The sequence below is a fragment of the Actinophytocola sp. genome, from assembly GCF_050699915.1.
In the GTDB taxonomy this organism is placed as follows: domain Bacteria; phylum Actinomycetota; class Actinomycetes; order Mycobacteriales; family Pseudonocardiaceae; genus Actinophytocola.
This window is the reverse complement of the sequence record NZ_JBOHGA010000121.1, coordinates 1-18598: the sequence shown is the minus strand read 5'-3', so window position 1 is coordinate 18598 and position 18598 is coordinate 1. Positions and strand designations below refer to the sequence as shown.

At 72.2% G+C, this 18598-nt stretch carries 21 protein-coding genes; 12 read left to right on the top strand and 9 right to left on the bottom strand.

What is annotated here, in order from left to right:
- The 3 genes from dxr to ispG all read left to right on the top strand — a co-directional run.
- Positions 1-1095, top strand: a 1095-nt coding sequence (gene dxr, locus ACRDSK_RS20695; RefSeq protein WP_431442859.1) for a 1-deoxy-D-xylulose-5-phosphate reductoisomerase, incomplete at its 5' end; no start/stop codon positions are given.
- Positions 1096-1099: 4 nt separating this feature from the next.
- Positions 1100-2305, top strand: a complete 1206-nt coding sequence (locus ACRDSK_RS20690; RefSeq protein ID WP_431442858.1) for a M50 family metallopeptidase — start codon at positions 1100-1102, stop codon at positions 2303-2305.
- 9 nt (positions 2306-2314) lie between these two features.
- Positions 2315-3469 (top strand): flavodoxin-dependent (E)-4-hydroxy-3-methylbut-2-enyl-diphosphate synthase, encoded by a 1155-nt coding sequence (ispG, locus tag ACRDSK_RS20685; RefSeq protein WP_431442857.1) that lies wholly within the window; start codon positions 2315-2317, stop codon positions 3467-3469.
- A gap of 1 nt (position 3470) precedes the next feature.
- On the opposite strand, the gene ACRDSK_RS20680 is transcribed toward ispG, so the two are convergent.
- The 3 genes from ACRDSK_RS20680 to ACRDSK_RS20670 form a co-directional block, all read right to left on the bottom strand.
- Complete coding sequence (locus tag ACRDSK_RS20680) at positions 3471-4100, bottom strand: SRPBCC domain-containing protein (protein ID WP_431442856.1); 630 nt, start codon at positions 4098-4100, stop codon at positions 3471-3473.
- A 32-nt stretch (positions 4101-4132) separates the two neighbouring features.
- The gene (locus ACRDSK_RS20675) at positions 4133-4696 is read right to left on the bottom strand and encodes a dihydrofolate reductase family protein (protein WP_431442855.1); all 564 of its coding nucleotides are present in this window, start codon (positions 4694-4696) and stop codon (positions 4133-4135) included.
- A 61-nt stretch (positions 4697-4757) separates the two neighbouring features.
- On the bottom strand, positions 4758-5129 hold the full coding sequence (locus ACRDSK_RS20670; protein ID WP_431442854.1) for a YciI family protein: 372 nt from the start codon (positions 5127-5129) through the stop codon (positions 4758-4760).
- A gap of 144 nt (positions 5130-5273) precedes the next feature.
- Between ACRDSK_RS20670 and ACRDSK_RS20665 the strand changes: the two genes are divergently transcribed.
- From ACRDSK_RS20665 to map, 3 genes are all read left to right on the top strand, one after another.
- A complete protein-coding gene (locus tag ACRDSK_RS20665; protein ID WP_431442853.1) occupies positions 5274-6128 on the top strand; it encodes a GNAT family N-acetyltransferase in 855 nt (284 codons plus the stop codon).
- Between the two features lie 32 nt (positions 6129-6160).
- Entirely contained in the window at positions 6161-7966 is a 1806-nt protein-coding gene (locus tag ACRDSK_RS20660) for a penicillin-binding transpeptidase domain-containing protein (RefSeq protein WP_431442852.1), read from the top strand.
- A gap of 84 nt (positions 7967-8050) precedes the next feature.
- Positions 8051-8908 carry a type I methionyl aminopeptidase gene (gene map, locus ACRDSK_RS20655; RefSeq protein WP_431442851.1) on the top strand — a complete coding sequence of 286 codons (858 nt, stop codon included), beginning with the start codon at positions 8051-8053 and terminating at the stop codon, positions 8906-8908.
- On the opposite strand, the gene ACRDSK_RS20650 is transcribed toward map, so the two are convergent.
- Positions 8895-9602 (bottom strand): hypothetical protein, encoded by a 708-nt coding sequence (locus ACRDSK_RS20650; protein ID WP_431442850.1) that lies wholly within the window; start codon positions 9600-9602, stop codon positions 8895-8897. The genes map and ACRDSK_RS20650 overlap by 14 nt on opposite strands.
- A gap of 41 nt (positions 9603-9643) precedes the next feature.
- On the opposite strand from ACRDSK_RS20650, the gene ACRDSK_RS20645 reads away from it, so the two are divergent.
- Positions 9644-11146 (top strand): cobyric acid synthase, encoded by a 1503-nt coding sequence (locus tag ACRDSK_RS20645; protein ID WP_431442849.1) that lies wholly within the window; start codon positions 9644-9646, stop codon positions 11144-11146.
- A gap of 35 nt (positions 11147-11181) precedes the next feature.
- Positions 11182-11832: a rhomboid family intramembrane serine protease gene (locus ACRDSK_RS20640; protein ID WP_431442848.1), complete on the top strand. Its 651-nt coding sequence runs from the start codon at positions 11182-11184 to the stop codon at positions 11830-11832.
- Here ACRDSK_RS20640 and ACRDSK_RS20635 read toward each other — a convergent pair.
- Both ACRDSK_RS20635 and ACRDSK_RS20630 read right to left on the bottom strand, forming a co-directional pair.
- Positions 11809-13209: a mycothione reductase gene (locus ACRDSK_RS20635; protein ID WP_431442847.1), complete on the bottom strand. Its 1401-nt coding sequence runs from the start codon at positions 13207-13209 to the stop codon at positions 11809-11811. The two genes, ACRDSK_RS20640 and ACRDSK_RS20635, sit on opposite strands and share 24 nt — an antisense overlap.
- Positions 13210-13252: 43 nt before the next feature.
- Positions 13253-13789, bottom strand: a complete 537-nt coding sequence (locus ACRDSK_RS20630) for a YbhB/YbcL family Raf kinase inhibitor-like protein (protein ID WP_431442846.1) — start codon at positions 13787-13789, stop codon at positions 13253-13255.
- A gap of 115 nt (positions 13790-13904) precedes the next feature.
- On the opposite strand from ACRDSK_RS20630, the gene ACRDSK_RS20625 reads away from it, so the two are divergent.
- Positions 13905-14960 carry a M48 family metallopeptidase gene (locus ACRDSK_RS20625; RefSeq protein ID WP_431442845.1) on the top strand — a complete coding sequence of 352 codons (1056 nt, stop codon included), beginning with the start codon at positions 13905-13907 and terminating at the stop codon, positions 14958-14960.
- Here the strand turns inward: ACRDSK_RS20625 and ACRDSK_RS20620 are convergent.
- Positions 14957-15484, bottom strand: coding sequence for a peroxiredoxin-like family protein (locus ACRDSK_RS20620; protein WP_431442844.1), 528 nt, complete (start codon positions 15482-15484; stop codon positions 14957-14959). The two genes, ACRDSK_RS20625 and ACRDSK_RS20620, sit on opposite strands and share 4 nt — an antisense overlap.
- Before the next feature lie 71 nt (positions 15485-15555).
- Here ACRDSK_RS20620 and ACRDSK_RS20615 point away from each other — a divergent pair, with 71 nt between their 5' ends.
- Positions 15556-16182 carry a TetR/AcrR family transcriptional regulator gene (locus ACRDSK_RS20615; protein ID WP_431442843.1) on the top strand — a complete coding sequence of 209 codons (627 nt, stop codon included), beginning with the start codon at positions 15556-15558 and terminating at the stop codon, positions 16180-16182.
- Here the strand turns inward: ACRDSK_RS20615 and ACRDSK_RS20610 are convergent.
- On the bottom strand, positions 16153-16998 hold the full coding sequence (locus tag ACRDSK_RS20610) for a M15 family metallopeptidase (RefSeq protein WP_431442842.1): 846 nt from the start codon (positions 16996-16998) through the stop codon (positions 16153-16155). The genes ACRDSK_RS20615 and ACRDSK_RS20610 overlap by 30 nt on opposite strands.
- Before the next feature lie 127 nt (positions 16999-17125).
- Here ACRDSK_RS20610 and ACRDSK_RS20605 point away from each other — a divergent pair, with 127 nt between their 5' ends.
- Positions 17126-17899, top strand: a complete 774-nt coding sequence (locus ACRDSK_RS20605; protein WP_431442841.1) for a S1 family peptidase — start codon at positions 17126-17128, stop codon at positions 17897-17899.
- Positions 17900-17912: 13 nt separating this feature from the next.
- On the top strand, positions 17913-18359 hold the full coding sequence (locus ACRDSK_RS20600; protein ID WP_431442840.1) for a GNAT family N-acetyltransferase: 447 nt from the start codon (positions 17913-17915) through the stop codon (positions 18357-18359).
- On the opposite strand, the gene ACRDSK_RS20595 is transcribed toward ACRDSK_RS20600, so the two are convergent.
- The coding region (locus ACRDSK_RS20595) for an aminotransferase class I/II-fold pyridoxal phosphate-dependent enzyme (RefSeq protein ID WP_431442839.1) at positions 18322-18598 on the bottom strand (277 nt) is incomplete at its 5' end. The two genes, ACRDSK_RS20600 and ACRDSK_RS20595, sit on opposite strands and share 38 nt — an antisense overlap.

Genomic DNA, 18598 nt, shown 5'->3' with positions numbered 1-18598 from the left:
GCCCAGGCCCTGGCCACGGGCGCCCGCGCGGTGGCCGTCTCCCGCTCGACCGCGGCCGAGGACGTCCAGCTCGCCCTCTACGCCGAGGCCAAGCGACGGGGCTACGAACACGGCGGCTTCCCGATGCCGCGCATCCTCGCCGGCCCGGACGCGGTCGCCGAGCTGATCGACACGACGCCGGCCGACATCGTGCTCAACGCCGTCACCGGCTCCCTCGGGCTCGAGCCGACGCTGCGTGCGCTCGCAACCGGCGCCACGCTCGCCCTCGCGAACAAGGAGTCGCTCATCGCCGGCGGCCCGCTCGTGCTGCGGGCGGCGAAGCCGGGCCAGATCGTGCCGGTCGACTCCGAGCACTCGGCCATCGCCCAGTGCCTGCGTGGCGGGCAGACCCGCGAGGTCGACCGGCTGGTGCTGACCGCGTCGGGCGGGCCGTTTCGCGGCCGGCGAAGCGCGGACCTGACCGACGTCACGGTCGCCGACGCGATGGCCCACCCGACCTGGGACATGGGCCCGGTCGTCACGATCAACTCGGCCACCCTGGTCAACAAGGGCCTGGAGCTGATCGAGGCGCACCTGCTGTTCGACGTTCCCTACGAGCGGATCGACGTGGTCGTGCACCCGCAGTCGGTGATCCACTCGATGGTCACCTTCACCGACGGCTCCACGCTGGCCCAGGCCAGCCCGCCGGACATGCGGCTGCCTATCTCGCTGGCCCTGGGCTGGCCGGACCGGGTGCCCGGCGCGGCCCGGCCGAACACCTGGGACACGGCGTCGGCCTGGACGTTCGAGCCGCTGGACGACGACAACTTCCCGGCCGTGCGGCTCGCCCGGCAGGCCGGCGAGGCGGGCGGCTGCCTGCCGGCGATCTACAACGCGGCGAACGAGGAGGCGGTCACCGCCTTCACCGAAGGAAACACGGCCTTCACGGACATCGTGGAGACTGTGCACCAAGTGCTCGACGCCGCGGACGGCTGGCACGGCGAACCGTCCGGGGTCGAGGAGGTGCTTGCCGCGGAGCGCTGGGCGCGTGCCCAGGCCAGGCAGCGCCTAGGTGCAACGGCAGAGCTCGGGGCCACCGGGCGGGGAGAGGACTGACAACGTGCTCGCGTGGATCCTGGGGATCATCCTGTTCGCGCTGGGAATCTGCATCTCCGTCGCGCTGCACGAGGCCGGCCACATGGGCGCGGCCAAGATGTTCGGGATGCGTGTGCGCCGGTACTTCATCGGCTTCGGCCCCACGCTCTGGTCGTTCCGCAAGGGCGATACCGAGTACGGCCTGAAGGCGATCCCGGCCGGCGGGTTCTGCGACATCGCCGGCATGACCGCGCTCGACGAGGTGACCCCGCAGGAGGCGCCGCGCGCGATGTGGCGCTTCGCCACGTGGAAGCGCTTCGTGGTGATGGTCGCCGGCTCGGTCACCCACTTCATTCTCGGGTTCATCATCCTGTACCTGATGGCCATCACGATGGGCCTGCCGAACCTGAGCTTCGACGTCAACACGGTCAAGCCCGAGGTCGGGACCGTCAACGACTGCGTGGTGGACAAGACCACCACGGCGCAGTCCAAGTGTGCGCCGGACGCCGCCGCGCCGGCCAAGGACGCCGGTCTGCGCCCGGGCGACCTGGTTCAGTCCATCGACGGCACCCCGACGCCGACCTGGCAGGACATGGTCGCCAAGGTCGAGAAGCTGTCCGGGCCGGCCGAGTTCGTGGTCAAGCGGGGGACCGAGACGGTCACGCTGACCGTCGACGTGGCCCAGGTGTCGACAGCCCAGGGCGATGTCGGCGCGATCGGCGTCTCGGTGGCCCTGCCGCCGGCCGTGAACACCTACGGCGCGCTCGACGGCTTCGGCGGCGCGACGAGCTTCACCGGCGAGATGTTCGTCGGCGTGTGGAACGGGCTGCTGGCCTTCCCGGAGAAGATCCCGAAGGTCGTCGAGGCGATCGGCGGCGCCGAGCGGGACCCGGAGACGCCGGTCAGCGTGGTCGGCGCCAGCATCATCGGCGGCGACGCGGTGGAGCGTGGGCTGTGGGAGATGTTCCTGCTGCTGCTCGCCACGCTGAACTTCTTCGTCGGCGTGTTCAACCTGCTCCCGCTGCTGCCGCTGGACGGCGGGCACATCGCGGTCCTGTTCTACGAGAAGGTCCGGGACTGGCTGAGGTCGCTGCGCGGCAAGCCGGCCGCGGGTCCGGCCGACTACTCCAAGTTGTCCGCCGTGACCTTGGTTGTCGTAGTCATCTTCGGCGCCGTCACCTTGTTGACCGTCACAGCGGACATCGTGAACCCGATCCGAATACCTCAGTAGGCTGAAAGCATGACCGAAGGCATCATGCTGGGCATGCCCGCGACTCCGCCGCCCGTGCTGGCGGAGCGGCGGAGAACCAGGCAGCTGATGGTCGGCAAGGTCGGCGTCGGCAGTGAGCACCCGGTCTCGGTGCAGTCGATGACCACCACGCTCACCGCCGATGTGAACGCGACCTTGCAGCAGATCGCCGAGCTCACCGCGGCCGGGTGCGACATCGTGCGGGTGGCCTGTCCGTCCCAGGACGACGCCGAGGCGCTGCCGGCCATCGCGGCCAAGTCGCAGATCCCGGTGATCGCGGACATCCACTTCCAGCCGCGCTACGTGTTCGCGGCCATCGAGGCCGGCTGCGCGGCGGTGCGGGTGAACCCCGGCAACATCAAGAAGTTCGACGACAAGGTCGCCGAGATCGCGGCCGCCGCGCGCGACCACGGGACGCCGATCCGCATCGGCGTCAACGCCGGCTCGCTGGACCCGCGGCTGCTGAAGAAGTACGGCAAGGCGACGCCCGAGGCGCTGGCGGAGTCGGCGCTGTGGGAGGCGTCCCTGTTCGCCGAGCACGACTTCCACGACATCAAGATCTCGGTGAAGCACAACGACCCGGTGGTCATGGTGCGGGCCTACGAGCTGCTCGCCGAGCAGTGCGACTACCCGCTGCACCTCGGCGTCACCGAGGCGGGGCCGGCGTTCCAGGGCACGATCAAGTCGGCGGTGGCGTTCGGCGCGCTGCTGCGGCAGGGGATCGGCGACACCATCCGCGTGTCGCTGTCCGCGCCGCCGGTCGAGGAGGTCAAGGTCGGCGCGCAGATCCTGCAGTCGCTGAACCTGCGGCCGCGCAAGCTGGAGATCGTCTCGTGCCCGTCGTGCGGGCGGGCTCAGGTGGACGTCTACAAGCTGGCCGACGAGGTCACCGCGGGGCTGGAGGGCATGGAGGTGCCGCTTCGCGTCGCGGTGATGGGCTGCGTGGTGAACGGCCCGGGCGAGGCCCGCGAGGCCGACCTCGGGGTGGCATCGGGCAACGGCAAGGGCCAGATCTTCGTGAATGGCAAGGTCATCAAGACCGTCCCGGAACACCAGATCGTGGAGACGCTGATCGAGGAGGCCATGCGCATCGCCGAGGAGGCGGACGAGTCCGCCTCCGGCGAGCCCGTGGTGACCGTCTCCTGACTCAGTGCTGCTCGGCCGTGTCGGGGGCGAACTGGGCGAGTGCCATCCCGAGGGCCGCCTCGATCTCGTCCGCGTTGGCTGTGCCCGAGCTCTCGACCACGCCCTTCCACACGTGCACGGCGCCCTCCGCGAACGCCAGGCCCTCCGGTGAGCTCGCCGCCGCGACCGGGTCGTCGCTGACCTCGCCGCGCAGGTACAGGCCCAGCGCGAGCAGCCCGCCGTCCCACCCGGGGCCCACGAAGAGCGCGCCCGCGCCGCTGCCGGCCATCGCGATCGGCACGGTGTGGTCGAGCTCCAGCACCGTGTCGTCGCCCTGCGCCGTCAGCCGGATCGCGACCAGGCTCGTCGGGCCGCCGAAGGTCAGCTCGAGCAGCTTGGGCGGCTCGCACCGGAGGATCTCGCCTCCGGCGTTGCCCTCCAGCTGAAAGGTCCCGCCGACGCGCAGGTCGCCGCTCAGCGGCATGAACCAGCGTTTCACCCGGTCCGGGTCGGTCACCGCCTCCCACACGTCCTCGGGGGAGGCGGCGGGGTACGTCCGGCGCAGCAGCGCGCCGACGACCTCGCCGTCCTCGCCCGGCCGCTTGACGACCTCACGGTGGATGACTTCCAGCTCAGCAGTAATGTCGATCATGAGGGAAATCTAACAGCACCGACTTATATAAGTCAATGCTTTACTTCATAACGAAGCAGCACGATGTCGTCCGGGAACCGGCGTGTCTCGGTCAGGCGCAGGTTCACCCAGCTGTCCAAGGCCGAGAAGAACGGCGTGCCGCCGCCGACCAGCACCGGCGCGGTCATCAGCAGGTACTCGTCGATCAGCCCGGCCCGCATGGCCGCCCCGGCCAGCGTCGCGCCGCCGATGTCGAGTGGGGCGCCGTCCTCGGCCTTGAGCCGGGCGATCTCCGCGACCGCGTCGCCCCGCACCAGGCGGGTGTTCCAGTCGACCTTCTCCACCGTCGAGGAGAACACCACCTTCGGCTTCTCCCGCCAGAGCCGCGCGTACTCGATCTCTATCGGCGTGGCGCCGGGCTGCTCGTCGCCGGTCGGCCAGTAGGCGCTCATCACCTCCCACAGCTTGCGCCCGTACAGGGAGCCGCCGGACTCGCGCGTCTGGTCGTTGAACCACTGGTGCAGCTCGTCGCTCGGCACGCTCCACGCGATGTCGTCGCCCGCCGCGGCGATGTAGCCGTCCAGCGACACGTTCATGAGGTAGGTCAGCTTCCGCATCGTGTGTCTCCCGCGCTCGTGGGTGGGTCTCGTGGATACAGACTTCACCCCGCGCGAAAACTCATCGGCTGGGGACCCGGTAGGCGATCTGCGCGCGCAGGTAGTCCTCGTGCTCCGGGCTCACCGCGTCGGCCGGCTCGAGCACCCGGCGGATCTCGATCTCGCCATCGCACGGGCAGCGGCGCACCCACGCCAGCGCCTCGCGCCGCGACGCCACCTCGATCAGCCAGTAGCCGCTCGCCGGATCGGGGACCTCGCACTCCTCGAACGTGGCCCGTCCACCGGCGAACCGCACCCGGGCGCCCCGCGCGCTCGAGGCCGGTACGTCCGCGGCGAGCAGCACGCCGGCACGCGCCAGCTCCTCGTTGTACCGCCACAGCGCGGCCGCGGTGGGCGGGACGCCCTCCGCCGTGGCCAGGACCAGGAAACGCATGGCGGCCTCCTTCCGTTCGGGTTTCGCACTGACACGTCGGGGCAGGCCGGCCCGAATCGACACCATCGGGCGAATTTCTGATGCGGGTTAGCGTCGGCGGGTCTCTGCTGTCCCGGACGCCGGTCATCTGGCACGCTTGGCGATGTGTTGCGGCTTGCTGGAGCGCGGCTGCTCGACGAGCGGGACCGGATGGCTGTGCGCGCGATGCTCACGGCGGACCCGGTCGCGTCCTGCATGGTCGCCTCGCGCATCGAGACCCTCGGCATGGACCCGTGGCGGCTGGGCGGCGAGCTGTGGGGTTGCGAGCCGCGCGGGTTCCGCAATGGCCGGCTGGACTCCCTCTGCTTCGCCGGCTCGAACCTGATCCCGTTGCAGGGCAACCGGTCCGCGCTGCGTGCGTTCGCCGACCGGGCGCTGCGCCGGCGGCGGATGTGCTCGTCGGTCGTCGGCCCGGCGGAGCAGGTCCTTGGCCTGTGGTCGGAGTTGGAGCTCGACTGGGGGCCGGCGCGCGAGGTGCGCGACGACCAGCCGCTGATGTCGACGTCCAACCCCGCGCGCATCCGGGCCGACCAGCAGGTTCGGCCCGTGCGACCGGACGAGCTCGACCGCTATCTGCCGGCGGCCGTCGCCATGTTCATCGAGGAGGTCGGCGTCGACCCGCGGGCCGGCGACGGCGGGGTGAGCTACCGCGCCCGGGTCGCCGAGCTGATCGCGGCCGGCCGCGCGTTCGCCCGCTTCGAGGGCGGCGAGGTGGTGTTCAAGGCGGAGATCGGCGCGCTGTCCAACGCGGTCGGCCAGATCCAGGGCGTGTGGGTGCACCCCGACCGTCGCGGGCACGGCATGGGCACTGCGGGGACGGCGGCCGTGGTCAACCGGCTCGTCCGGGGGCTCGGGCGCACCGCGAGCCTGTACGTCAACGCCTACAACGCGGTGGCGCAGTCGGCCTACCGCCGGATCGGCTTCCGCCGGGTCGGGCAGTACGCCACCGTGTTGTTTTAACCGCTTCGTGAGAGTCGGCCATACTCTCCGACGTGCGCGTCTCCCATCGCCGTGCGGCCGGTGTCCTCGCCGCGGTCCTGCTCGTGCTGCCCGTCGCCGGTTGCGGGGTGTTCGGCGACTCCGGGCCGACGGCCGAGGACATCGCGGCGGACTACCTGGGCGCCTTCGCGCGGGGTGACAACGGGGCGGCGGCGAACCTGACCGACTCGCCGGACTCGGCGAAGAAGCTGCTGTCGAGCCTGCGCGCCGACCTCGCGCCGCGGAAGGTGTCCGCGCAGCTGGGCGCGGTCGAGACCAGCGAGACCACGGCGAAGGCGGACTTCGACGTCACGTGGGACTTCGGGAACGACCGCCGGTGGGAGTACGAGGGCCGGCTGGAGCTGCGCGGCGAGGACGACGCGTGGAAGGTGCACTGGTCCACCACGGCCGTGCACCCCGAGCTCGGCGAGCAGCAGTCGATCGCCCTGCAGAACCAGCAGCCCGACCTCGCGCCCGTGCTGGACCGCGAGGGCGTCCCGGTGATGTCGCCCGAACGGGTCGTCTCGGTGCTGTTCGAACCGGCGAAGGCCGGGGACGCGGAGGCGGTGGCCGGCTCGCTCGCGGACGCGGTGGGCGGGTACGACCGGACGATCACCCAGAAGTCCATCTTGGACGGTGCGAGCAAGGTGCCGGAGGGTCAGCCATACCAGGTGCTCGCGCTCCGGTCGACGGACTACGAGCGGGTGAAGCCGCGGATCTACGACCTGCCCGGGGTGCGGTTCACCGCGTCCCCGCGCCTGCTCCCGGACGACAAGTTGCTGGCGCCCGCGCTGCTCCCGGGCGTCCGCAAGCTGGTCGAGGACGAGCTGATCGGCAAGGCCGGCTGGCGGGTGATCACGACGGACGTGTCGGGCGCCGAGGTGTCGGAGCTGTTCTCGAAGGCGGCCGAGCCCGCGGAGGCGGCGCGCGTCACGCTGAGCGTCAAGGCACAGAACGCCGCACAGTCGGCCCTGGCGGCCGTGAAGACCCCGTCGATGCTGGTGGCGATGCAGGCGTCGACGGGCGAGCTGCTGGCCGTGGCGCAGAACGCGCCGGCGGACGCGCAGGGCGCGCTGGCGCTGACCGGGCGCTACCCGCCCGGGTCGACGTTCAAGATCGTGACCGCGATCGCGGGCATCGAGGCGGGCAAGACGCAGCCGACCGCGCGCGTCGGCTGCCCGAGCACGGTGACGATCGACGGCCGGGTGGTGCCGAACCACAACCGGTTCGACAAGGGCACGATCCCGCTGCACAGCGCTTTCGCGTTCTCCTGCAACACGACGTTCGCGAAGCTCGCGACCGAGCTGGAGCCGTCGGCGTTGACCGACACCGCCCGCCGCCTTGGGCTGGGCGCCGACTTCGTGATGCGCGGCGCGACGACGGTCACCGGCTCGGTGCCGCCCGCGACGGACGTCGTGGAGCGTGCGGAGGACGGGTTCGGCCAGGGCAGGGTGGTGGCGAGCCCCTTCGGCATGGCGCTGGTCGCGGCCACGGTGGCGGCGGGCGAGATGCCGACCCCGAAGCTGCTGGCCGGTTCCAGCACGGAGTCGGACGTGGCGGACCCGGAGCCGGTCGACCCGCAGGTCCTGACCGCGATGCGCTCGATGATGCAGGAGGTCACCCGGCGGACGCCGGCGCTGGCGAGCTTCCCGGACGTCCGGGGCAAGACGGGCACCGCGCAGTTCGGCGACGGCCGGCACGCGCACGCCTGGTACGTGGCCTTCCGCGGCGACCTCGCCTTCGCGATCCTGCTGACCGACGCGGGCGCGTCCACCCGGGCGGTGGAGGCCGCGACCCGTTTCCTGACCGCGTTGCGCTGACCCGCGCAGGCGCGCAACCCCGTGCGGCGGCGCCGGTTCGGCCGTTCGTCACGCGGGTCGGGGAGGGCATCGTAGGGTGGGGCCATGTCCGTACGTGCTCCACTCAAGCCCGGCGTCCAGTCGCCGCGGCGGCAGGTTCCGTCCTCGATCGCACGGCCCGAGTACGTGGACAAGCCCGCGCCGCAGCGCAACACCGAGCCCTGGGCGCAGACCGACGAGACGATCGAGGCCATGCGGGTCGCCGGCAGGATCGCCGCGCAGGCGCTCCAGGAGGGCGGCAAGGCCGTCAAGCCCGGCGCCGTCACCGACGACGTCGACGCCGTGGTGCACGAGTTCCTCCTCGACCACGGCGCCTACCCGTCCACGCTGGGCTACCGGCGGTTCCCCAAGTCGTGCTGCACGTCCCTCAACGAGGTGATCTGCCACGGCATCCCGGACACCACCGAGATCCAGGACGGCGACATCGTCAACATCGACGTCACCGCGTTCATCGGCGGCGTCCACGGCGACACCAACGCCACCTTCCTGGCCGGCGAGGTCGACGACGAGGTCCGGCTGCTCGTCGAGCGGACCCACGAGGCGACCATGCGCGCCATCAAGGCCGTCCGCCCCGGCCGGCGGCTGAACGTGATCGGTCGCGTCATCGAGGCGTACGCCAAGCGGTTCGACTACGGCGTCGTCCGCGACTTCACCGGGCACGGCATCGCCCGGTCGTTCCACAGCGGGCTGGTCATCCTGCACTACGAGGAGCCCAGCGTCGAAACCCTCATCGAGAAGGGCATGACCTTCACGATCGAGCCGATGATCACCCTCGGCGGCATCGACTACGACATCTGGGACGACGGCTGGACGGTCACCACCAAGGACAAGAGCTGGACCGCCCAGTTCGAGCACACCCTCGTGGTCACCGACGACGGCGCCGAGATCCTCACGCTGCCCTGAGCAGCTCCGCCAGCACCTCGAGCACGGCCACCGCGACCGGGTCGGGATCGGTGGCCGGCGCCAGGTGGTGGGAGTCGAGGCGGCGTACCGGCCAACCGAGCCCGGACGCCGCGTCGACGTCCGCCTCGTAGGCCGACGACAGCGCGACGTAGCCCGCGGGCCCGGACCACTCGACGTCCGGCCGCGGCTCCTTGAGGAACGCCACCGGCACCGCGGGCGCCTCGTCCGCGATCTCGGCCCGCAGCTCCTCGTCGTCGACCAGCTCGAGCGGGTCCGGCGAGAACCAGCGATGCCAGCGCGGCAGCTGCCCCTCCCGCGACGCCGCCTTCAGCCGCGGGTACAGCTCCGCGGGCACCGTGTCGCGCCAGCTGCGGCCGGGAGTGGGCAGCCCGGCGTCGACGAACACCAGGCCGGTCACCGTGTCCTCGAGCGCGTCCGCGAACGCCGGCAGCAGCGGGCCGGCCCCGCTGTGCCCGATCAGCACCACCGGCCCGGTCAACTCCTCCTCGCTCATCGCGTCGGCGAACGAGCCGACCAGTACCTGGTGCACCGGCGCGGACACCACGCTCGGCCGCAGGTCCAGCAGCACCGCCGGGTGGCCGTGCGCGGCGAGCGCGTCGGCGAGCGGGCGCAGGCTGGCCGGCCCGAGGAACGGGCTGTGCACCAGTACGGCGGTGATCGTGGGCGCGGGCATGACCGCGATGATGGCAGACGGCACGGCGGAGGGAGCGGGAGATGGGCGGTGCGTTGTTGGTCGCCGGCACGTCCTCGGACGCCGGCAAGAGCGTGCTGGTGGCCGGGCTGTGCCGCTGGCTCGCGCGCCGTGGCGCGGCGGTGGCGCCGTTCAAGGCGCAGAACATGTCGAACAACTCCGCCGTCACGCCAGACGGCGGCGAGATCGGCCGGGCGCAGGCGATGCAGGCCGCGGCCTGCGGGCTGGAGCCGAGCGTGCGGTTCAACCCGGTGCTGCTCAAGCCCGGCTCGGACCGCAGCTCGCAGGTCGTCGTGCTCGGCCGGCCGGTCGGGGTGGCGGACGCGTCGTCCTACCGGCGGTTCGACCTGCTCGACACCGTGCTGTCCACATTGGACGGACTGCGGTCGGAGTTCGACGTCGTGGTGTGCGAGGGCGCCGGCTCACCCGCGGAGATCAATCTGCGCGCCGGCGACATCGCGAACCTCGGCCTGGCTCGGGCGGCGGGGCTGCCGCTGCTCGTCGTCGGCGACATCGACCGAGGCGGGGTGCTCGCGCACCTGTTCGGCACGCTCGCCGTGCTCGACCCGGCGGACCAGGCGCTCGTCGCCGGCTTCGTGGTCAACAAGTTCCGCGGCTCGCTCGAGCTGCTGGCGCCCGGCCTCACCCGGCTGACCGAGCTGACCGGCCGGCCCGTGCTCGGCGTGCTCCCGTGGCGGCCGGACCTGTGGCTCGAGGCGGAGGACTCGCTGTCCTACGCGGCGGACGGCATGCTGGGCCGGCCGTCCCCGCCGGCGGGGGAGCAGTGGCTGCGGGTGGCGGTGGTGCGACTGCCGCGGATCTCGAACGCCACCGACGTGGAGGCGCTGGCCTGCGAGCCGGGAGTCGCCGTCCGGTTCGTCACGGATCCGTCGCGGCTCGCCGACGCCGACCTCGTCGTGCTGCCCGGTACGAAGTCCACAGTGGACGATCTGGCCTGGCTGCGCCGGCAGGGCCTGGCCGACGCGGTGGTGCGCCACGTCCGCGCCGGCCGGCCGCTGCTGGCCGTGTGCGGTGGTTTCCAGATGCTCGCCCGCCGCATCGACGACGAGGTCGAGTCGGGCGCGGGGTCGGTGCCCGGCCTCGGCCTGCTCGACCTGGACGTCGAGTTCGACCGGGCGAAGACCTTGGCCCGCCCGGCCGGCGTGGCGCTGGGCGAGCCGGTGACCGGCTACGAGATCCACCACGGCCGGGTCACCCGGCGCGGCGACCTGCCGCAGCTGATCGCCCCGGCCGAGGGCGTCCTGGCCGGCCCGATCGCCGCGACGCACTGGCACGGCCTGCTCGACAACGACGGCTTCCGCCGGGAGCTGCTGCGCTGGGCGGCCGACCGCGCCGGCCGCGAGGGCTTCGAGCCGGCCGCCGACACGCGGGTCGCCGCGCTCCGCGACGCCCAGCTGGACCTGCTGGCCGACCTGGTCGACACGCACCTGGACACGACCGCCGTGACCCGCCTCATCGAGGACGGCGCCCCACCCGGCCTGCCGATCCTGCGCACCAGCTGGTGAGGCAACCGAGGAGCCGGCCGAACATCCTTCTAGACATGCGAGTCCCGGTCCTCACCGCCGGCGCGGTCGGCGTCGCCGTCGTGGCGGCGGTGGTGCAGTACGCGGTGCCCGCCGCGGTGCCGACGTTGCAACGCGACCCCGGCGGGCTGCCGGCCGGTGAGTGGTGGCGACTGCTGACGCCGTTGCTCGTCCAGACGCTGGGCTGGTACCACGTGGTTACGAACCTGGTCACGCTGGCGCTGGTCGGCGCGGTCGCCGAACGGCAGCTCGGCCGGTGGCGCTGGGCGATCCTGTTCGCGGTGGGCACGGTGGCCGGCCAGGTCGCCGCGTACGCCTGGCACGAGCCCGGCGGCGGCTACTCGATCGCCGTCTGCGGGCTCGCCGGCGGGGTGGTGGGCTGGTCGCTGTCCGACCCACCGAACGCGAGCCGGTGGACCGTGACAGTGGTGGGCTGCTACGTCGCCGCGCTGAGCGGCTTGGGTGTCGGGGGGATCTGGGGCGCCCTGGCGATGGTCACCGTCGCCGCCCTCGTGCTGCCCCACGTGCCCGTGGTGGCCGGGCTCGGCGCGTCCTCGGGCTTGGCGACGGTGCTGGCGCTCGACGCCGACCTGCACGGTGTGTCGCTGGTGGCCGGGGTGGTCACCGTTTTGGCACTCGCCGCCCTACACAAGCGGCAGGTTCAGTAGCGCGTTCTCGATCAGCTCCGGCATCGCCGGGTGGATCCAGTACTGGCCGCGGGCCATGGTCCGGGCGTCGAGGCCGAAGCTCATCGCCTGGATGAGCGGCTGGATCAGCGTGGACGCCTGCGGGCCGATGATGTGAGCGCCCAGCAGCTGCCCCGACGACGGGTCGGCGAGCAGCTTCGCGAAGCCCGTGGTGTCCTCCATCGCCCAGCCGTAGGCGATCCCGGCGTAGTCCTGTGTGGACGTCACGTACCGCACGCCGCGGGACTCGGCCTCCTGCTCGGTCAGCCCGACCGAGGCCACCTGCGGCGAGCTGAACACCGCGTGCGGCACGAACCGGTGGTCCGCCTCGATCGGCGCGTCCGGGTTCAGCAGGTTGTGCTGCACGATCCGCGACTCGTGGTTCGCCACGTGCTTCAGCTCGTATGGCGAGCTGATGTCGCCCAGTGCCCACACGCCGTCGGCCGTCGTGCGCTGGGTCGCGTCCACCACCACGTGCCCGTCGGACGTCACCTCGATGCCGGCGTTCGGCAGGTCGAGCGTGTCCGAGTTCGGCGTGCGGCCGATCGCCACCAGCACGACATCGGTCTCGATCGACTCCGGGCCGTCAACGGCGGCGAGCTCCACCCGGATGCCGCCGGCCACCCGGGACGCGCTCAGCAGCGTGCGGTTCATCCGCAGGTCCCATCGCTGGCCGGCCAGCTCGGTGAACCGCCGGCTGACGTCCGCGTCCTCGTGCCGCAGCAGCACCCCGGAGCGGCCGATGATCGTGACGTCCACGCCGAACGCGGAGAACACGTGCGCGAACTCGGCGGCGACGAACCCGGTGCCGACGATCACCATGCGCCGGGGCAGCTCGTCCAGGCGCATGATCGTGTCGCTGGTGTGGATGTCGGTGCCGAGCTCCAGGTCCCCGAGCTCCGGCGGCACGATCGGCCGGCCGCCGTTGGCGAGCACGATCCGGTCGGCGGTGATCTCCTCGGCGACCTCTTCGGTGACGCCGGAGACCGCCAGCGTGCGCGGGCCGGTGAACCGGGCGGTCCCGTCGTAGACCGTGACGTTCGCGTTGTCCTCGTGCGTGCGCCGGTACTCGCCCCCGCCGGCGGCGATCGGGTCGATGCGGCCGAAGATCCGGTCCCGGATGTCGGTCCAGCGCACCTCGCGCAGCTCGGAGTCCACGCCGAGCTTCGCCGACGCCGCCGGGGTGGCCGCGAGGTCGGCGGTGTGCACGAACATCTTGGTCGGGATGCAGCCGACGTTCAGGCAGGTGCCGCCGAACACGCCCCGCTCGACGATCGCGACCCGCCAGCCGGCGAACCGCTCGTCGAGGATGGAGTTGCCGGAGCCGGTGCCGATGATGACCAAGTCGAAGTGCGTCACGTGACCATCCAACATCGCCGGGGCCGGTCGGTGTTCCCCGACCTCAGTGCCGAAAGGTCGGCGTAATGATCGCACGGGCGAGCGTGTGGAAGGCCAGGTTGAAGCTCACCACCGCGGCCGAGGCGTTCTCGTCGACCTCGAGGGCGTCCACGTCCACCGCGTGCACAACGAAGTAGTACCGGTGCGGCTGGTCGCCCTGGGGTGGTGCGGCGCCGGCGAACGCGGGGGCCGACATGTCGTTGCGCACGTGGAAGCCGTCGCCGGGCAGGCTCGCGTCGTCGGCACCCGCGCCCGCGGCCAGCTCGGTCGTCGAGGCCGGCAGGTTCACCGCGATCCAGTGCCAGAAGCCGCCGGGGATCGGCGCGTCCGGGTCGAAGCAGGTGACCACGAAGCTGCGGGTGCCCTCGGGAAAGCCCGACCAGGACAGCTGCGGCGAGACGTTCTGGCCGCCCGCGCTGTCGTGCACCGCGCTCGCCGGCAGCTGCTCGCCGCCGCTGACGTCGGTCGATGTCACCGTGAACGAGCCGACGGCCGGCAGGAGCTCGTAGGGGTCGGGCGCAACGGGACGCTCGAGGCTCATCGTCATCTCCCGGGAGAGTGATCGTTTCGGGCGCCCACCACCCTAGTCGCGGCGGATCGGCCACGCCGAGGTCGACGCGGGCATAGGCTGGACGGAGACCGAGGGGAGAGGCGCGATGTCCGAGAACGAGGTCGAACGGAGCTCGACGCGGGTGCGGTTCCCGGGGATCAGCCCGCGGGCCTACGAGCACCCGGCCGACCGGGGCGCGATGGCGACGCTGCGTGCGGTGCCCGGCATCGCGTCGGTGCTCAAGGCCGTGGCCGGCATGTGGAACGAGCGCGCGGAGCGGCTCTACGCCGTAGCGTCCGCGATCCGAGTCGGCGAGAAGCAGTACCCCAAGATCAACCAGCTGCGCGTCGACGCCGCCGAGTCGCTCGACCTGGACACGATGCCGGAGCTGTACATCGCCCGCGACCCGCGGGCCAACGGCTACGCGATCGGCATCGACAAGCCGTTCATCGTGCTCACCACCGGCATCGTCGAGTCGCTCGACCTGGACAGCCTGCGCTGCGTGGTCGGCCACGAGACCGGGCACATCCTGTCCGGCCACAACGTGTTGCGCACGCTGCTGATGCGGCTGCTGCGCCTGCAGGCCACAGTCCAGTGGGTGCCGATCGGCGCGCTCGGGCTGCGCGCGGTGATCGCGGCGCTGCTGGAGTGGTTCCGCAAGGCGGAGCTGACCGCGGACCGTGCGGGCCTGCTGGTCAGCCAGGACCCGGCCGCGGCGCTGCGCCAGCACGTGTACATGGCCGGCGGCACGTCGATGTCGGACATCGACATCCCCGAGTTCATGAACCAGGCCAAGGAGTACGAGGAAGTCGACGACATCCGCGACAGCATCCTCAAGCTGATGACGGTCGAGGGGATGAGCCACCCGTTCGCAGTCGTGCGGGCCGCGCAGCTGCAGCGCTGGGCCGCGTCGGAGGAGTACCGCGCGATCCTGGCCGGCGACTACCTGCGCCGCGCCGACGACACGCCGTCGTCGTCCATGATGGACGACGTCCGCGCCGCCGGACGGTCCTACAAGGACTCGTGGTCGAACTCGACCGACCCGCTGGCCCAGGTGCTGAGCGACGTGGGCGAGGCGGTCTCCGGCGCGGCCGGCAAGGTCTTCAACCGCTTCGGCGGCGGTCAGTCCACTCGCGACGACTCCAACGGGAACGGCGACTAGACGTTCGACGGCACCAGGGAGAGCAGCTCGTTCACCGACCACTGGTCGCCGGCGTGGCTGCCGATCTTGCTCGCCACGACCCGGCTGTCCGGGGCGATGAGGAAGTCGCCGGGCAGGCCGAGCCGTCCACCCACGGGCCGGCCGCGTGGCGGAGGCTTCTCCTTGCGCAGCACGGCGGGCAGCGCCACCAGCACCGCCCGGACGATCGTCGGCCAGGCACGTGGGCTCAGCAGCGCCCGCGGGGCGGACTCGACACCGAACTCGCGGTAGAGGTCCTTGTCCGGGTCGGCGACCACGTCGAACGGGAGGTCGCCGGCGTGCTCGCGGAGCTCGTCGGCAGGGGAGTGAAACACGACGACCTCGCGGATGCCGGCCGCGCGGATCTCGTCGTGGCGCGCCGCGACCGAACGCAGGTGGAGGTTGCAGACCGGGCAGCCGGCGAACCGCCGGAACTGCAGGTGCACGAGACGTTCGGGGTCGGGTAAGGGCACCGTCGTGCCCGCGATGGTCGTCAGCTTCCGCATGTCACGGCTCCTCGATGTAGGCGTACGGCGTACATCTACGAGTATCCGCGTAGCTTGTACGCTGTCAAGCCGTGCCCCGGCCCCGCTCGCTGACTCCCGCGCGGCTCGCCACCGCGACGCTGGCGGTGATCGACCGCGACGGGCTCGGCGCGCTCACCATGCGCACGGTGGCCAAGGACCTGGGCATGGCCACGATGTCGCTGTACCGCTACGTGTCCGACCGCGACGAACTCGAGACTCTGGTCGTGGAGCACGTCCTCGCGGGGATCGACGTGTCGCCGCCCGCGGGAGACTGGCGCGAGCAGGTCGCGACCCTGCTGGCCCGGCTGCGCGACGCGGTGCGCGCGCACCCGGCGACGGTGCCGCTGCTGGTCCGGCACCGGCACGCCGCGCCCTCGTCGACCCGTCTGATCGAGGCGATGCTGGCGGTACTGACCGAGGCCGGCTTCCGCGGCCGGCAACGGGTGGTCGCGCAGCGCACGGTGATCAGCTTCCTGCTCGGCGTGCTGCAGAACGAGTACTACGCCCCGCTGTCGGGCGCCGGCGCCGCGGCGATGGCCCGACTGTCCGATGTGGACTACCCGCTACTGTCCGAGACGGCCGCCGAGGCCGCGCGGCTGGACGCGGACGAGGAGTACCGCCGCGGCTTGGAGGTCGTGCTGCGGGGGCTAGTCGCCGGTGGCGGAGAAGTGTTGTAGGTCGACGGGAGCCGACCACTCGCCGCCCCACCGCCAGCCGATCGCGGCGAACGCGCGGACCACCACGTCGCCGGGCGCGATCATGCCGGGGCGGCCCCGCGCGCGGTCCAGATAGGATGACGCGAGCTCGGGCAGCACGAGGTCGCCGCGCCGGTACGGGTTGTGGAACGGGTTGACGTCGACCGCGAGCCCCAGCGCGTGCGCCGACCAGCGCCGCAGCCCGACGGCGTCGCGGCACACGAACGCCGTGGTGTTGTTGCCGTCCCCGGTCGGCGGCGCGTCCAGCTCGGGCCGGTCGACCACGCGCATCTCCTCGAGCGGGAACCGCGCGTCGTACAGCACCCGGAACGCCCGCGTCACCTCGTCCGCGAACGTCCGGTTGACGATCATCTCCCCGGTGTGCGCCCGGCCGTCGAAGCCGCGGAACGACATCGTGAGATACCGCAGCTCGGCCACCGCCACCGGGCACCCGCCGTGCCAGGTGCTGCGCGCGAGCACGTCGACCGGCACCTTGCGCACGGTCGCCCGGTAGCGGTCGCCGCGCCGGGTCGGCAGGCGGTCGACGGTCGGCAGCCGGCGGTCCACGAGCGGCCGCGGGGTCGGCCGCACCTGGCCGAAGCCGTCGGGACGCAGCGGCAACGGCTCGGCGCCGACGACCCACGACGGGGCGACGGGCGGAGGCGAGGCGCGGGTCGAGCCGCCGGCCGTGCTGGTCGTGGTGGGTGCGGACCGCGGCGTGGGCGTGGGTGGCTCACCGGCCGTGCAGGCCGCGATGGCCAGCACGAGCACGAGCGGCACGAGGCGCGACGAACCCACCCCTCCAGCATGCCCGACTGCCGATTTCACCCGGTTCAGCTACATGGTCAAGTTGCCGTGCCCACGGCCCCCGGGACAGCCTGCTTGGGCAGTGCCGATGCAGTGTCGACCAGTGTGAGGAGATGACATGGGGGCTACCTCCCGGGTCACGCGGCTGTTGCTCGCCGCGGGCATGATCGTCACGGGGGCCGTCGTGGTCGGGCTCGGCCAGGCGGGTGCCGACCAGCAGATCGTCGGCGGCAAGCGGGCGAGCATCGCCGACCACAGCTACACGGTGTTCCTGACCACGGCCGACGGCTTCCAGTACTGCGGCGGCACGCTGGTCGACGACGACAAGGTGGTCACGGCCGCCCACTGTGCGGTCGGCCGAAAGCCGGCCGACGTCGTGGTCGTCGCGGGCCGCGAGGACAAGGAGAGCGACGCGGGCACGACCAGCGCGGTGAACGAGATCTGGGTGCACCCGGACTTCACCGACGTCCGGTCCGGCGCCGACGTCGCGGTGCTCACGCTCGAGCGGCAGCTGCCGTACCAGACCATCGACCCGGCTGAGGCGGACGACGCGGACCTCTACGCGCCGGGCGTGGTCGGCACGATCCTGGGGTGGGGCCGGGTGGCCGCGGACGGCCAGGCGTCGCGGTTCCTGCTCAAGGCCGAGGTGCCGTTCATCGGCGACGCCGACTGCGTGCGGTCCTACCCGTCGTTCAAGGCCGCGGCGATGGCCTGCGCGGGTGTGGCCGCGGGCGGCGTCGACACGTGCCAGGGCGACTCGGGCGGCCCGCTGGTCGTCGACGGCCGGCTCGTCGGCATCACGTCGTGGGGCGAGGGCTGCGCGGCGCCGGGCAAGCCGGGCGTCTACACGCGGGTCGCCGCCTACGCCGACGTCCTCGCCGAGCACATCTGATATCCAGTCGGATGTGGAGCTGACTTTCGCCGCCGGCGACGAGCTGCCGGCCGACCGGCTGTACGCGCTGCTCAGGCTGCGCGTGGACGTGTTCGTGGTCGAGCAGGAGTGCGCCTACTCCGAGCTGGACGGCCGCGACCTGCTGCCCGACACGATCCATCTGTGGGGGCCGCCGACGGGCGAGCCGGAGGCCTACCTGCGGCTGCTGCGCGAACCGGGCGGCGGCTGGCGGATCGGCCGCGTTTGCACGACCAAGGCCGCGCGCGGGCGGGGTCTCGGCGGGCTGCTGATGGCGGCGGCGCTGGAGCGGGTCGGCGACGCGGACGTCGTGCTGGGCGCGCAGACCTACGCGCAGGACTTCTACGTCCGGTTCGGCTTCGAGCCCGACGGCGAGCCGTACGACGACGTCGGCATCGAGCACATCACGATGCGGCGGCCCCGGGCGGCGCGCACCGGGTGATCACCTCGACGGCCCGGTCGAGGTCCGCCTCCGTGAGGTCGGCCCGGGCCGTCAACCGCAGCCGGGACGCCTGGTCCGGCACCGACGGCGGCCGGAAGCACCCGACCCACACGCCGGCCGCCCGGCAGTCGTCTGCCCAGCGCACCGCCGCCTCAGGCGAGGGCGCCGGCACCGAGACCACCGCCGCGGCCGGGGTCGTCACGGCCAGCCCGGCGGCGCGCAACCGGGCCGTCAGGTCC

Bases quoted from the DNA above. Each gene is read 5' to 3' on its own strand.
- ACRDSK_RS20630 (WP_431442846.1), bottom strand. From the start codon at position 13,789: ATGAGCCTCGAGCGTCCCGTTGCGCCCGACCCCTACGAGCTCCTGCCG.
- map (WP_431442851.1), top strand. From the start codon at position 8,051: ATGTCCGTACGTGCTCCACTCAAGCCCGGCGTCCAGTCGCCGCGGCGG.
- ACRDSK_RS20645 (WP_431442849.1), top strand. From the start codon at position 9,644: ATGGGCGGTGCGTTGTTGGTCGCCGGCACGTCCTCGGACGCCGGCAAG.
- ispG (WP_431442857.1), top strand. From the start codon at position 2,315: ATGACCGAAGGCATCATGCTGGGCATGCCCGCGACTCCGCCGCCCGTG.
- ACRDSK_RS20620 (WP_431442844.1), bottom strand. From the start codon at position 15,484: ATGCGGAAGCTGACGACCATCGCGGGCACGACGGTGCCCTTACCCGAC.
- ACRDSK_RS20650 (WP_431442850.1), bottom strand. From the start codon at position 9,602: ATGCCCGCGCCCACGATCACCGCCGTACTGGTGCACAGCCCGTTCCTC.
- ACRDSK_RS20680 (WP_431442856.1), bottom strand. From the start codon at position 4,100: ATGATCGACATTACTGCTGAGCTGGAAGTCATCCACCGTGAGGTCGTC.
- ACRDSK_RS20670 (WP_431442854.1), bottom strand. From the start codon at position 5,129: ATGCGTTTCCTGGTCCTGGCCACGGCGGAGGGCGTCCCGCCCACCGCG.
- ACRDSK_RS20675 (WP_431442855.1), bottom strand. From the start codon at position 4,696: ATGCGGAAGCTGACCTACCTCATGAACGTGTCGCTGGACGGCTACATC.
- ACRDSK_RS20625 (WP_431442845.1), top strand. From the start codon at position 13,905: ATGTCCGAGAACGAGGTCGAACGGAGCTCGACGCGGGTGCGGTTCCCG.
- ACRDSK_RS20605 (WP_431442841.1), top strand. From the start codon at position 17,126: ATGGGGGCTACCTCCCGGGTCACGCGGCTGTTGCTCGCCGCGGGCATG.
- ACRDSK_RS20640 (WP_431442848.1), top strand. From the start codon at position 11,182: ATGCGAGTCCCGGTCCTCACCGCCGGCGCGGTCGGCGTCGCCGTCGTG.